General features: G+C 35.5%; 13 protein-coding genes. 11 read left to right on the top strand and 2 right to left on the bottom strand.

Features of this window, described 5'->3' with window-relative positions:
* Window positions 1-3: 3 nt before the first annotated feature.
* Both GM921_RS11580 and GM921_RS11575 read right to left on the bottom strand, forming a co-directional pair.
* The gene (locus GM921_RS11580; RefSeq protein WP_182922797.1) at window positions 4-2391 is read right to left on the bottom strand and encodes a TonB-dependent receptor; all 2388 of its coding nucleotides are present in this window, start codon (window positions 2389-2391) and stop codon (window positions 4-6) included.
* A 217-nt stretch (window positions 2392-2608) separates the two neighbouring features.
* Window positions 2609-3325 (bottom strand): DUF4397 domain-containing protein, encoded by a 717-nt coding sequence (locus GM921_RS11575; RefSeq protein WP_182922796.1) that lies wholly within the window; start codon window positions 3323-3325, stop codon window positions 2609-2611.
* 519 nt (window positions 3326-3844) lie between these two features.
* Here GM921_RS11575 and GM921_RS11570 point away from each other — a divergent pair.
* From GM921_RS11570 to GM921_RS11520, 11 genes are all read left to right on the top strand, one after another.
* Complete coding sequence (locus tag GM921_RS11570) at window positions 3845-4540, top strand: GNAT family N-acetyltransferase (RefSeq protein ID WP_182922795.1); 696 nt, start codon at window positions 3845-3847, stop codon at window positions 4538-4540.
* Window positions 4541-5734 (top strand): argininosuccinate synthase, encoded by a 1194-nt coding sequence (locus GM921_RS11565; protein WP_182922794.1) that lies wholly within the window; start codon window positions 4541-4543, stop codon window positions 5732-5734.
* A gap of 60 nt (window positions 5735-5794) precedes the next feature.
* A complete protein-coding gene (gene argC, locus GM921_RS11560) occupies window positions 5795-6778 on the top strand; it encodes an N-acetyl-gamma-glutamyl-phosphate reductase (RefSeq protein ID WP_182922793.1) in 984 nt (327 codons plus the stop codon).
* A 66-nt stretch (window positions 6779-6844) separates the two neighbouring features.
* On the top strand, window positions 6845-7993 hold the full coding sequence (locus GM921_RS11555; protein ID WP_182922792.1) for an aspartate aminotransferase family protein: 1149 nt from the start codon (window positions 6845-6847) through the stop codon (window positions 7991-7993).
* Window positions 7994-7997: 4 nt separating this feature from the next.
* Window positions 7998-8369, top strand: coding sequence for a four helix bundle protein (locus GM921_RS11550; RefSeq protein ID WP_182922791.1), 372 nt, complete (start codon window positions 7998-8000; stop codon window positions 8367-8369).
* Between the two features lie 32 nt (window positions 8370-8401).
* Window positions 8402-9382 carry a Rossmann-fold NAD(P)-binding domain-containing protein gene (locus GM921_RS11545; protein WP_182922790.1) on the top strand — a complete coding sequence of 327 codons (981 nt, stop codon included), beginning with the start codon at window positions 8402-8404 and terminating at the stop codon, window positions 9380-9382.
* A gap of 81 nt (window positions 9383-9463) precedes the next feature.
* Window positions 9464-10252, top strand: coding sequence for an acetylglutamate kinase (argB, locus tag GM921_RS11540; protein ID WP_182922789.1), 789 nt, complete (start codon window positions 9464-9466; stop codon window positions 10250-10252).
* A 35-nt stretch (window positions 10253-10287) separates the two neighbouring features.
* Window positions 10288-11091: a pyrroline-5-carboxylate reductase gene (gene proC, locus GM921_RS11535; RefSeq protein WP_182922788.1), complete on the top strand. Its 804-nt coding sequence runs from the start codon at window positions 10288-10290 to the stop codon at window positions 11089-11091.
* 37 nt (window positions 11092-11128) lie between these two features.
* Complete coding sequence (locus tag GM921_RS11530; RefSeq protein WP_182922787.1) at window positions 11129-12196, top strand: M20 family metallo-hydrolase; 1068 nt, start codon at window positions 11129-11131, stop codon at window positions 12194-12196.
* 109 nt (window positions 12197-12305) lie between these two features.
* Window positions 12306-13637, top strand: coding sequence for an argininosuccinate lyase (gene argH, locus GM921_RS11525; protein WP_182922786.1), 1332 nt, complete (start codon window positions 12306-12308; stop codon window positions 13635-13637).
* 17 nt (window positions 13638-13654) lie between these two features.
* Window positions 13655-14908, top strand: a complete 1254-nt coding sequence (locus GM921_RS11520) for a pyridoxal phosphate-dependent aminotransferase (RefSeq protein WP_182922785.1) — start codon at window positions 13655-13657, stop codon at window positions 14906-14908.
* The last annotated feature ends 30 nt before the right edge of the window (window positions 14909-14938 follow it).

Here is a 14938-nt window from a genome sequence, read left to right as displayed (position 1 = left end):
GATTTAAAATTTATAAGCAATACTTACGCGGTAATTTCTTGGCGCTTCCGCTTGATAGTAATACGCGTTTAACCATTGGTAATACGAGCCACTAAACAAGTATTTATCTAAAATATTAAAGGCGTTACCAGTGATTTTAAACTTAGAGTGCTCATAGAAAACACCAGCATCAACCTTAAAATAATTCGGTAATTTTTGTAAGCCAACACTCCAAGTATCTGTTGCTCTATCTGCCAAATAGGTAAAACCTCCAGAAACTCCAGCGCCTTTTAAAGTTCCTTCCTGCAAAGTATAGGTTAACCAAGCATTTGCTACATGTTTTGCAAAACCTGGCACAACATCACCAACATTTATGCCTGTAACACCAGGAGTTACTTTGGTTACTTTAGAATCTGTGTATGCGTAGTTTGCTATTAATTTAAGACCAGATGTAATTGTACCTCTTAGATCAAACTCAATACCTTGTGCTCTTTTTTCGCCTAAAACAACACTAAAATTTTGCGATGGCGTATTGGTTGGGTCAGCAGTTAATTCGTTTTGTTTAAGTATTCTGTAAGCTGATAAAGTTGTGTTCCATTTTCCATCAAACCAATCTTTTTTAATACCAATTTCATTATTGGTTCCTGTAATTGGTTCAACTTTTCCACCATTGCGTATTAAACCACTTTGTGGGGTAAAAGCTTGATCGTATACCGCATAAATCGCTGTGTTTTTATCAATTGAAACACTTAAGCCAACGCGAGGTGTAACACGTTTTGCCTGATCGGCTGCACCGCCCCAAGCAGATTGATCTACAAAAGTATAGCGACCTGCCAACGTTAAACGGATTTTGTTTTCGAAGAAACCCAATTCGTCTTGCGCATAAGCACTCAAATATTTCTGATCCATTAAACCACCAGCTGCAATTGCTCTTTGTGCTAAGGGAGTATCGCGGTCAAAATTTGGATAGCCATTTGATGGAAAACTATAATTTGGATTGTTTAAGTCAAATGGAGAGGATGGTAAATCTAAATTATGAGATTGGCCCCAGTCTGCAATGTAATTTTTCTTTCCGCCGTCAAATCCTACTAAAATACGATGATTTATTCCGCCAGTTTTGGCTTGTCCATTCACAAATAATTGCGCTAATTTCATGCTGCTTTCAGCATCCCAAATCCCAACATTTCTAATCACGGTATTATCTGCATTAACTGCAGATGGCCAAGAACTTGTTCCGGTTTGTAAATATTTGTAATAAGCCGCTTGAGCAGTTAACTTCCAATTATCACTAATTTGATGCTGCAAGTTTAATGTCAAGTTATGATCATTAATGCGAGTAGGCGTTACGCCCGGTTGCGTAAGTGTTAATTCTCTCGGAAATGCTGCGTAACCACCCGGAGAAAATATATAATATGAACCAACCTCAGTCATTTTTGCATTTTGCAAAGTATATTCTGCGGTAAGTTTAGTGCGATTTGATATTTGGTAACTCAATACTGGTGCAAAACTATATCTGTCATTTTGTTCATAAGGTCTAAAAGAACCTTTATTTTGAACCGCAGTATTTAATCGGAATAATAATTTACCATCGTTGGTTAATTTATGATCAAAATCTACAGTTGCTCTGTATAAATCAAAACTTCCCACGGTTAATGAAACCTCACCTTTATTAAATCCAGTAGGTTTTTTAGTTACTACATTATACATTCCACTCGGATCGCCATTGCCCAACATAAAACCTGCCGGACCTTTCACAAATTCAATGTGATCTACAAAACTCATATCTTCTGTTAATGGCCCCCAATACGATGAAACTACATTAAAACCATTGCGCATAGCCTGAATTTGAGAACCACGCATGGTAATGTTAGTGTACATATCTCCCCAATGTTCTAATCTTGTTGCACCACTTACATTTTTAATTAAACCATCGCTCATGCTAATAATTTGCTGATCTTTCAGCGTTAAATTGCTAACGGTTTGTATGTTTTGAGGAGCTTCTAAAAGTGGTTCGTTTAATCTCAGCGAAGCTGAAGGTAAGCTTACTTTATATCTGTTATTTTTCCCAGCAATGGTAACCACTTCTAAAGCTTGGCTATTTTCTGTAAGTACAAAATCAAGTACTAAAGTTTGTCCAGCTGTAATAGTTATATTTTTTTCTTGAGGATTAATACCAACAGCACTAACTTTTATAGTGTATGCACCAGGTTTAATTCTTGGAAACGTGTATTCTCCATTATCATTAGTAACGGCACTTATATTTTTGTTTTTCAAACCGATGTTTACATATGCGGTGGGTTGCCCATCGGTACTTGTAATTTTACCCTTTAAAATTCCATGTTGTTGTGCAAATGTTGGAGTAGAAAATAAGGTTAAGAGAAAGATAATTTTAAATCGTAGTTGTATTCGCATGATTATTGTTTTTATTTGGATTAATTCTAAACAGTGACAAATTAACAACGAAAAAAACTACTATCCAAATTATTTTGAATAATTCTAAATAAGGAATGAAAATAATTAATTTCGTGCAGACGAATAGTTGTAAAACAAAAAATGGGCAACCTTAATTGGCGCCCATTCTGAATTTACTAAAGTTTTTTTTGCTTAAATTTTGGAAAATTAAACTCGCTTATTGATGTAAAATAACTTGAATACCTAATGCATGTTCTGAACTGCTTGCTGGAGTTACTAAGCCACTTGAAATGATAGTGTAATATTTGCCAGCAGTTAAAACATTACCTGTTAATGTTGTTTTTACAGTTCCACCACCATCTTTTAAATCAAAAGAATAGGTTCCTGCTGTAATTGTAGTAAATGCACTAGCGGTTTTGTACGCTTTATTTGTAATTAAAGAATTTCCGTTGGTGATAGATAAATCTAACGCGGGCGCATCTGGCGATAAATTAATAAATCGGATAAAAGCTTTGTCTGTTGATGTTGCACTTAAATCGTCTGTAACTAATAATCCATCCAAACTACCAGGCCTATCAATTAAATAATAAGATTGGTAAACATTTGGAGTTAAAGAAATGCTTTTGGTTAATAAACTCTCTGATCTGCCAGCAGTTGTGAATTTTATAGTTTGGCTACCAGAAGCATATTGCCCATATTTAATAGTGCCTCCAAATGGTAATGCTGCACTATTTATTTTAACATCACTTAAATAAACATCATAAGTAGATAAAGTAGGTGATGCATTTACAATACTTAAAGCGGTAACGTTAGTAGTGTCCGCCGTGTCTTTTTTGCAGGAAACTAGCGTTGCAAGGCAAATTAAAATAAACGAAAAATAAATTTTCAGTTGAGTTAATTTTTTAAATCGATGAGTTAAATAAATCTGTTTCATGTTGAAATAATTAATGAGGAAGGTGTAAAAAATTAGGAGTTAAGTTTTATAAAAATCTCGCCAATACAAATATTAGTTTTATCTAAATAGGTCGATGTTAAACTTTGTTAAATGATAGAGGTTAAGAAACAAGCTCTTAACTAAATTTTAACAGTTTGTTTAAATGACGGCAGTTTTAGTCAAAATAGTTTAATAAAACTGGTAAAAAACGTAAAAAAATCAGATTCTTATTGCACAACTCAATTTTTATTTAAACCTTTGCGGCTCAAGTAATTTAATACAGGTTAGCATACAAAATAATGAGCAAGCACATCATCCATAAACTTTCTATTTTAGAAGCAAAAAATATTGCATCTAAAGGCTTGTTTATTGAGCGCTTACGACCCGTATTTTTCATCACCACAAATCGGCAAAATTATACGCCGCGTATTTAGTACATCTTACTAATACCAATGAGGAATTGATCCTCTCTAAAAACCCAATTAACAAGAATACCTTAATTTTTCGTTAAATAAATTAATGAATATAAACGATTTTATAGTGCAAGTTGCACTTCCTGAACATCGTGCCTTTGCAGAAGAAATCTGTGAAGAAATGGCAGAATCTGCTAAAGCACGTGGTACAGGTATCGCTAAGCGTTCGCCAGAATATGTTTCGGGCAAAATGGAAGAAGGCAAAGCGGTAATTGCTTTTCACAAAGATGGATCTTGGGCTGGCTTTTGCTATATCGAGACCTGGAGTCACGGACAATTTGTAGCCAACTCTGGCCTAATTGTAAGCCCGCAGTTTAGAAAAGCTGGCTTAGCAAATGCGATTAAAAAGGAAATTTTCGGATTGTCGAGAGCATTGTATCCAAAAGCAAAAATATTTGGCTTAACTACTGGTTTAGCTGTAATGAAAATCAACTCTGATTTAGGTTATGAACCCGTTACGTATTCTGAATTAACACAAGATGAAGATTTTTGGAAAGGATGCCAAAGCTGCGTGAACTTTGAAATTTTAAAAAGCAAAGACCGTAAAATTTGCATGTGTACAGCAATGTTGTATGATCCGGCAGAAAAGAAACATGAAGCTGCCAAAAATTTTGCTGAAGAATTGCAAAAAAACCCAACATTATACGAGCGTTTTATGCGTATTAAGCAGCGCTTAGTAGTAAAACCAAAATCTGGATTAAAATCCATTTTAGTATTGTTTACCCTTATTTTTAACAAATAGATGAAGAAGAAAGTTGTTTTAGCATTTAGCGGAGGATTAGACACCTCATTTTGCTGCATTCACTTAGCTCAAGACCGTGGATTGGAAGTCCACTCTGTAATTGTAAATACAGGTGGTTTTTCTGATGAAGAATTGCAAGAAATTGAAAAACGTGCCTATGCTTTGGGTGTAAAATCCCACGCAGTTGTAGATGAAACAGAAAGTTATTACGATGGTTGCATTAAATATTTAGTGTTTGGAAATGTATTAAAAAATGCAACTTATCCACTTTCAGTTAGTGCCGAGCGTGTAAGTCAGGCGACTGCAATTGCAAATTATGTAAAAAAAATCGGTGCTGATTACGTTGCGCATGGCAGTACTGGAGCTGGAAATGATCAAGTTCGTTTTGATATGATTTTCAATATCCTTATTCCTGGAGTTGAAATTATTACACCAATTAGAGATTTAAAATTATCCCGCGAAGCGGAAATAGAATATTTAGCAAAACATGGTGTTGAATATAGTGCAGAAAAAGCAAGATATTCGATTAATAAAGGTTTATGGGGAACATCTGTTGGAGGAAAAGAAACATTAACATCTAACGAAACTTTGCCAGAAAGTGCTTGGCCAACTCAAGTTTCGGAAACTGAAGCTAGAAGAATTGAATTGACTTTCGAAAAAGGAGAATTGGTTGGCATTGATGGAGAAAAACTAAATCCAGTTGTAGCTATTCAAAGACTACAAGCAATTGCTCAACCTTTCGGAATTGGTAGAGATATTCATGTTGGTGATACTATTATTGGAATTAAAGGACGTGTTGGTTTTGAAGCTGCGGCTCCAATTATCATTATTAAAGCACACCATACTTTAGAAAAACATACGCTAACAAAATGGCAATTAAGTTGGAAAGAGCAGTTGTCATCGTTTTATGGAAACTGGTTACATGAAGGTCAATTCCACGACCCAATTATGCGGAATATTGAAGCATTTTTAACCGATACACAGAAAATGGTGAGCGGTAAAGTGTTTGTAGAATTATTACCATATCGTTTCCAAATTATTGGAATTGAATCTAACCACGATTTAATGAGCAATAAATTTGGTAGCTACGGCGAAATGAATAACGCTTGGAGCGGAGAAGATGTTAAAGGTTTCTCTAAAATATTTGGTAATCAAGTAATGATTTGGCATAAAGTTAACGAAGAAGAAGCTTAAATCTTCTAATCTATTCGTCATTGCGAGAAGGAACGACGAAGCAATCTTAAAGATGATAAAATGAAAAATATAAAAGCAGGAATAATTGGCGGGGCCGGATACACCGGAGGCGAAATGTTGCGCATTTTAATTAACCACCCGAACATTGAAATTGCTTTTGTAAATAGTAGTAGTAATGCAGGGAATTTAATTTCTGATGTACACACGGATTTATTTGGCGATACCGATTTAAGGTTTACAAATGAAATTCCTCAAGATATTGATGTGTTATTTTTATGTGTTGGGCATGGCGATGCAAAGAAGTTTTTAGCTGCAAATCCAATTAATGAAAACATCAAAATCATTGATTTATCTCAAGATTTCAGATTAACTGCAAATGCTAAATTCGAGAATCGTGAGTTTGTTTATGGTTTGCCAGAATTAAATCGTTCTGCGATAAAAACTGCAAAAAATATTGCAAATCCAGGTTGTTTTGCAACTTGTATCCAATTGGGATTATTGCCTTTAGCGGAAAAAGGGTTAATTAAAAGCGAAGTTCATATTAATGCGACAACAGGCTCAACTGGTGCTGGACAAAGTTTATCAAGTACTTCGCATTTCAGTTGGAGAAATAATAATCTCTCAATTTATAAAGCATTTGAGCATCAACATTTAAATGAAATTGGAGAAAGTTTAGTACAACTTCAATCTTCCATTTCAGAGGCTTTAAATTTCATCCCACAACGTGGTGCTTTTACCAGAGGGATTTTAGCTTCAATGTATTTAGAAAGTGATTTGACTTTGGAAGAAGCGCAAAAATTGTACGAAGATTATTATAGCGCTCATCCATTTACACACGTAAGTCGGAAAAACATCGATTTAAAGCAAGTTGTCAATACCAATAAAGTGCTGGTCCATGTTGAAAAACACGGTAATAAATTATTTATCATCAGCATTATTGACAACTTATTAAAAGGCGCAAGTGGACAAGCAGTTCAAAATATGAACTTATTGTTTGGCTTGGAAGAAACGGCTGGCTTGAAATTGAAAGCAGCTAATTTTTAATCACATTGTCATGTTGAGCTTGTAGAATCATCTATAAAAATCAGAATGATAAAAACTCTTTAAAAAATGAATTTATTCGACGTATACCCTCTTAACGATATAGAAATAACTAAAGCAGCAGGCAGTAATGTTTGGGATGCCAACGAACAAAAATATTTAGATTTATATGGCGGTCATGCCGTAATTTCCATCGGACATACCAATCCTCATTATGTAAAACGCTTAACTGATCAACTAAATAAAGTTGGATTTTATTCAAACTCTGTTAAAATCCCTTTACAGGTTCAGTTAGCAGAGAAATTAGGTCAGGTTTCTGGCAAAAAAGATTTCCAATTATTTTTATGTAATTCTGGTGCGGAGGCAAATGAAAACGCTTTAAAGTTGGCATCGTTTTACAATGGGAAAAAGAAAATAATTGCTTTTTCTGGTGCATTTCACGGTCGTACATCTTTAGCTGTAGCAGTTACAGATAATCCTAAAATTGTAGCACCAGTTAATCAAACTGATAACGTAATTTTCTTACCTCATAATAACGAAGTTGCATTAGAAGAAACATTTAAAGCACAAGGCGATGAAATTTGTGCTGTAATTATAGAAGGAATTCAAGGTGTTGGCGGAATTAAAGAAACTTCAAAAAATTTCTTGCAAAAAATTCGCTCACTTTGTGATGAATACAATGCAGTTTACATTGCCGATTCAGTTCAGTGCGGTTACGGTCGTACGGGTCAGTTTTACTCACATGATTACGCAGGTGTAGAAGCTGATGTGTATACCATGGCAAAAGGAATGGGTAACGGATTTCCTGTTGCAGGAATTTCAATCGCACCAAAATTTAAACCTTGGCATGGAGAATTAGGAACAACATTTGGCGGAAATCATTTAGCTTGTGCGGCGGCGTTAGCTGTTTTAGAAGTTATGGAACAAGATAATTTGATGAAAAACGCTGAAGAAGTTGGTAATTACCTAATCACTGAACTGAAAAAATTTGAACAAGTTATCGAAGTTCGTGGTCGTGGTTTAATGATTGGTATAGAATTACCAGAAGAATTAGCACATGTAAAAAAAGAACTGCTATTTAAACATCTCATTTTTACAGGAGAAGCAAAACCAAATGTAATTCGTTTATTGCCAGCACTGAACTTAACAAGAGCACATGCAGATGAATTTTTGACTGCATTTGAGAAAGCGGTTAAGGGTGTAGGGCATAAGGTATAAGGTGATGAGAGACTACAAAAAACTTGACGTTTGGAAAAAATCTCATGAACTAAATATGTTCATTAAGAAAGAGATTGCAACAAAATTTCCAAAAGAAGAAAGGTTTGAATTAACGTCTCAACTAACTAGAGCTTCATTGTCTATTCCTTTAAATATTGTTGAAGGATGTGGTAGATTTACAGATAAGGATTTCGCCCATTTTTTAGATACTGCTTTAGGCTCGACAAATGAAATAGATTATTGTTGTTTATGTGCGTCAGAATTGAAATACATAAGCGAAGAAGAATATTTGAAAGTTAACCAATCAATTAATGAAGTTAGAGCGATGCTAATTTCTTTTTTGAAATTTTTAAGAGGCGGTGCAGGGAAACCTTAAACCCTACGCCTTAAACCTCAAACCGTTTTAAGATGAAACTTTTCACTTCCGTACATGATGTTCCAAACATCAAACAATTTGTAAACGATGCATTGGCATTGAAAGCAAGCCCCTATGCAAACCAAGATTTAGGTAAAAACAAAACCTTAGGTTTAGTTTTTATGAATCCAAGTTTACGCACACGGTTGAGCACACAAAAAGCTGCGCTTAATTTGGGCATGAATGTAATGGTAATGAACATGGACAAAGAAGGTTGGGCTTTAGAAACGCAAGATGGCGTGGTTATGAATGGTTCGACAGTTGAACATATTCGTGAAGCTGCGGCAGTTATGGGAGAATATTGCGATATTTTGGGCTTACGTTCTTTTCCAAAATTGAACAACCGTGATGAAGATTATAATGAAGATTTCTTCACTAAGTTTGTACAATATTGCGGCGTTCCTGTGGTAAGTTTAGAGAGTGCAACTCGCCATCCTTTGCAAAGTTTTGCAGATTTAATTACCATTCACGAAACTTGGAATCCATTAAGGGTAGGCGCTAATGCTAAACCTAAAGTTGTTTTAGCTTGGGCACCACATGTAAAAGCATTGCCACAAGCTGTTCCGAATTCTTTTGCCGAATGGATGTGCAAAGCTCAACAAGAAAACATGTTAGATTTTACAATTGCTCAACCAGAGGGATATGAACTTTCAGAAGATTTTACAACAGGAGCAAAAATAGAATACGATTTAGAAACCGCATTAAACGGAGCAGATTATATCTACGTAAAAAACTGGAGTAGCTATAAAGAATATGGTAAAGTTTTAACATATCCAGATGGCTGGATGATGAATAACGAGAAGTTAGGGCTTACAAATGATGCGAAAGTAATGCACTGTTTACCCGTTAGAAGAGATTTAGAACTATCATCAGAAATATTAGATGGACCAAACTCTTTAGTTATTCAAGAGGCTGGAAATCGCCTTTGGGCAGCGCAAGCAGTTTTAAAAACAATGTTGGAAGAATTAAAATAATATGTTACGGGTTATAGGTTGCGTGTTGCAGGTCTTGATGCCTAAACCCGGAACTCATAACCTACAACCCACAACTCAACTATGAAACAACTCACCATCATCAAAATAGGCGGAAATGTAATTGATAATTCTGAAAATCTACATCAGTTTTTATTAGATTTTACCGCCTTACCAGGAGATAAAATTCTAGTTCATGGTGGTGGTAAAATTGCAACAGAACTCAGCGAATCATTAGGAATTGAAGCCAAAATGGTAGAGGGCAGACGCATTACCGATATCGAAACCTTACGCATTGTAACGATGGTGTACGCTGGATTGATCAATAAAAATATGGTTGCGGCTTTGCAAGCAAAAGGGAGTAATGCCATTGGATTAACTGGTGCAGACGGAAATATTATTAAAGCAAAAAAACGTCCTGTAAAGGAAATAGATTACGGTTATGTTGGCGATTTAGATGAAAATTCCGTGTCATCAACTATGTTGGATAATTTATTAAAAGCGGGCTTAACACCTGTTTTATGTGCAATTACACATGATGGAGATTCGCAATTATTAAACACCAATGCAGATACTATTGCTTCGGCTTTGGCAGTTGCCATGTCATCATTATATGAAAGCCGATTGGTGTATTGTTTTGAGAAAAAAGGAGTTTTAAAAGATGTGAATGACGATACTTCGGTTGTAAGAGAAATCAAGGCGGATGAATTTGAAGGATTAAAAGCGGATGGAACGGTACAAGGAGGAATGATCCCAAAATTGCACAATGCTTTCGAAGCAATTAAAAAAGGAGTTTCGGCAGTTTATATTGGCAAAGCCGATGAACTTTCTGAATTAAGCGATGGAATTTTTGGAACTAAAATGTTAAAATAAGAAGATATAAAAGCAATCAACCATAAACTAGAATCATGAAAAAAATAACCATTATCGGTAGTGGAAACATTGGTCTTTCGCTTGCAAAAGGCTTAGTAAACAAAAACTATTGTAAGCCAGACGACATTACCCTAACCAGACGTAACTTAAAACTTATGACTGATGAAGTGGCCGCTGGTTTTAACGTGAGCGACAATAATATTGTCGCAATTTATAACGCTGATATTGTTGTTTTAGCAGTATTGCCGCAACAACTAAAAAAGGTTTTAGAAGAAATTGCATCCTCAATAAATCCAGAAAAACAGTTGGTTATTTCGGTAGTTTCTGGCGTAACATGTGAAGATGTGCGCAAAGAACTGGGCAATAATGTACAAGTAATTAGAGCAATGCCAAACACTGCAATAGCAATTGGACAAAGCATGACTTGTATTGCTAGCGATAATGCGGTAGATAAAAACATCAAAGAAGTAACTATACTTTTTGAAACCGTAGGCGCGGTAATTACCATTAATGAAGATTTAATGACCGCAGCAACTGCTCTTTGCGCTTGCGGCATTGCTTTCTTTTTGCGTAGCATTAGAGCTGCTTCACAAGGTGGAGTTGAAATTGGATTTCATGCCCACGACGCTTTAAAAATGGCTGTTCAAACTGCAAAAGGCGCAGCAGATTTGTTGCTATTAACCCAAAGTCACCCAGAGGGAGAAATCGATAAAGTAACCTCTCCAAAGGGATGTACAATTGCAGGTTTAAATGAGATGGAACACAATGGTTTTAGCTCAGCATTTATTAAAGGAATTAAGCTCTCAGCTAAAAAAGCAGCTGGACTATATAATGATTAATTTGAAATGAGGAATTTCGAAATCTTAAATCAAAATTATGATTAACAAACTCATACAAGAAAGTACAGAACTGCTGCGTGAATTGATTAAAACGCCATCTTTTAGTAAAGAAGAACAGCAAACAGGCAATAAAATTGAACTTTTTTTGCAACAACATGGCGTAAAAACTATTCGTAAGCTAAACAATATTTGGGCTTACAATAAATATTTTGATGCATCAAAACCCACTGTTTTATTAAACTCACATCACGATACCGTAAAACCAAATTCGGGCTATACACGCAATCCATTTTCTCCAGATATTGTAGATGATAAACTGTTTGGCTTAGGAAGTAATGATGCTGGCGGCTGTTTAGTGTCATTAATTGCTACCTTTTTATACTTTTATCCGCAAGAAAACCTAACCTATAATTTTTGTATCGCGGCAACTGCCGAAGAAGAAATTTCTGGAAATGATGGCCTAGAATTGGTAATTCCAGATCTTGGTCCATTAGAATTTGCAATAGTAGGCGAGCCAACAGAAATGCATTTGGCCATTGCCGAAAAAGGTTTATTGGTAATAGATTGTATTGCTCATGGGAAAGCTGGTCACGCGGCAAGAGACGAAGGTGAAAATGCAATTTATAAAGCTTTACAAGATATAGAATGGTTTAGAACCTATAAATTTCCAAAAGTATCCGAAGTTTTTGGCCCAGTAAAAATGACGGTTACCATCATTAATGCAGGTTCGCAACATAATGTAGTGCCAGCAAGTTGCACTTTTACGGTTGATGTTCGCGTTACCGATTCATATACCAATGAAGAAGTAGTCGAAATTATTAAGCAACACGTAAACTGCGAAGTTAAACCTCGTTCGGTTCGGTTAAAGCCATCAAAAATTGATAAAAATCACCCAATTGTACAATCTGGAATTGCTTTAGGCAGAGATACGTATGGCTCACCAACTACATCAGATCAAGCATTATTAGACATTCCATCTTTAAAATGTGGACCAGGTTTTTCTGGTCGTTCGCATATGGCGGATGAATTTTTATACGTACATGAAATTAAACAAGGAATAGAAGGCTATATTAATATGTTGAAACCCGTAGTAGGTGGAAAATAAATTGCCATTGCGAGGCAGGAAGCAATCTTAAAGCTTTTTGTTTTGCAAATGATAAAAGTTAATTTTAAAAAGGGGATTGCTTCGTGCCTCGCAATGACGAAGAATAAAAATGAAAATCTGGCAAAAAAATATTGAAGTAAATAAGGGCATCGAAGCATTTACAGTTGGTAAAGACAGAGAACTGGATTTACAAATGGCAGCTTTTGATGTGTTGGGTTCTTTGGCGCATGTAGAAATGTTGGCCAGTATTAATTTGCTAACAGCTGATGAATTAATTGAAGTTCAAACGGCATTAAAAGTTATTTATAAAGAAATTGCTGAAGGTAAATTTACCATCGATGATAGTGTAGAAGATGTGCACTCACAAGTGGAGTGGCTATTAACGCAGCGCATTGGCGAAGCAGGTAAAAAAATTCATAGTGGTCGCTCACGCAACGATCAGGTTTTAGTTGATTTAAAACTCTATTTCAGAGCGTGTATTCAAGAAATGGTAGAAAATACCTCAACCTTGTTTAACCAATTAATTACGCTGAGCAATACGCATAAAGACAAATTATTACCAGGTTATACGCACTTACAAATCGCAATGCCATCATCTTTTGGTTTGTGGTTTGGCGCTTATGCAGAAAGCTTGGCAGATGATATGGAAATGATGTTGGCAGCTTATAAAGTTTGCAACAAAAATCCATTGGGTTCGGCGGCGGGTTATGGTTCTTCTTTCCCTCTAAATAGAACAATGACAACTGAATTATTAGGTTTCGAAAAGCTAAACTATAATGTGGTTTATGCCCAAATGGGGAGGGGAAAAACCGAAAGAATTTTAGGTCAGGCAATGTCTTCTGTGGCGGCAACTTTAGCTAAAATGGCAATGGATGTTTGCTTATTCATCAACCAAAACTTCGGGTTTATTAGCTTCCCTGATGAATTAACAACGGGTTCGAGCATTATGCCGCATAAAAAAAACCCAGATGTTTTTGAGTTAATTCGTTCGCGTTGCAATAAAATTCAAGCTTTGCCAAACGAAATCGCCATGATGACAACTAACCTGCCTTCTGGATATCACAGAGATTTACAGCTATTGAAAGAAAACCTTTTCCCAGCAATTACATCTTTAAATGAGTGTTTGGAAATGACAACGTTTATGCTGGAAAACATCACTGTTAAAGACCATATTTTAGACGATAAAAAGTACGATTATCTATTTAGTGTTGATGTAGTTAACGAACTAGCCTTAAACGGAACTCCATTTAGAGAAGCCTATAAAATTGTTGGTGAAACTATTGATAATGGAACTTTTGCGCCAAATAAAACAGTTAAACATACACACGAGGGGAGTATTGGCAACTTGTGTAATCCAGAAATTGAAGCGATGATGAATGAAGTTTTGGCTCAATTCAAATTTGAAAAAACAAATCAGGCCATCGCCAACTTATTAGCTTAGTATTAAACCCATATAAAATGAATGTATCAGTATTAGCAAACACACTTATAGGCTCAGAAATCATTAAAATCGGCAACGAAGTAAATGATATGAAGCGTAAAGGTGCACAAATTGCAAACCTAACTATTGGTGATTTTGATTCATCCATTTTCCCTATACCCAAACCACTAGAAGAAGCAATTGTAAAAGCATATCGCGAAGGTCATACCAATTATCCGCCAGCAGATGGTATTTTGCCATTACGCGAAACAGTTGTCGAAATTTTGAAAGATCGTTACGAATTAGATTATGCACTAAATGAGATTCTAATTGCTGGTGGTTCGCGTCCATTAATTTATGCGCTGTATTTAGCCTTAATTGATCCTGGAGATAAAGTAATTTACCCAGCACCATCTTGGAATAACAATCACTATTGCCACCTTTCATCTGCTAACGGGATTGCCATAGAAACTACAGTAGAAAATAATTTTATGCCTACCGCAGCGCAATTGAAACCACATTTAAAAGGAGCAACTTTATTGGCTTTATGTTCACCGTTAAATCCAACTGGCACGATGTTTACACAACAACAGTTGGAAGAAATTTGTGATATTGTTATCGAAGAAAATAAATCACGCAAAGCCGATGAAAAACCATTGTACATCATGTACGATCAGATTTATTCGTTACTAACCTTCGATAAAGAACATGTAAATCCAGTTAGTTTACGCCCAGAATTAAAAGACTACATAATTTATATTGATGGTATTTCTAAATGCTTAGCAGCTACAGGAGTTCGTGTAGGTTGGGCTTTCGGACCAGAAAATGTAATTGGTAAAATGAAATCCATTTTAGGACATATTGGTGCTTGGGCACCGAAAGCAGAACAAGTTGCTGTGGCAGATTATTTCAAAAATAAAAACTTGGTTAATGAATTTTTAAGCAGCTTTAAAGCACAAGTTCAAGCAAGTTTAAACGAATTATACAACGGTTTTCAGCAATTAAAAAAAGAAGGTTTTGCTGTAGATGCAGTCATCCCAATGGGTGCAATATACCTAACTTTAAAAATAGATTACATAGGTAAAACAACTCCAGCAGGAGACTTACTAAAAAATAGTGCAGATGTAAATTTCTATCTAATTAAAGAAGCACAAACCGCAATAGTTCCATTCTCGGCCTTTGGCAATGAAGAAAACATGCCTTGGTTTAGAGCTTCAATTGGCGGCTGTTCTTTACAAGATATTAAAGACATGATGCCAAGAATTAAAACTGCTTTAAACAAGCTAAAATAACTATAGGATTTATTAACGTCATCCAACCAA

It is taken from the genome of Pedobacter planticolens, assembly GCF_014172375.1.
Lineage (GTDB): Bacteria > Bacteroidota > Bacteroidia > Sphingobacteriales > Sphingobacteriaceae > Pedobacter > Pedobacter planticolens.
The sequence above is the reverse complement of the archived record's forward strand: the minus strand, read 5'-3'. Positions and strand labels throughout refer to the sequence as shown.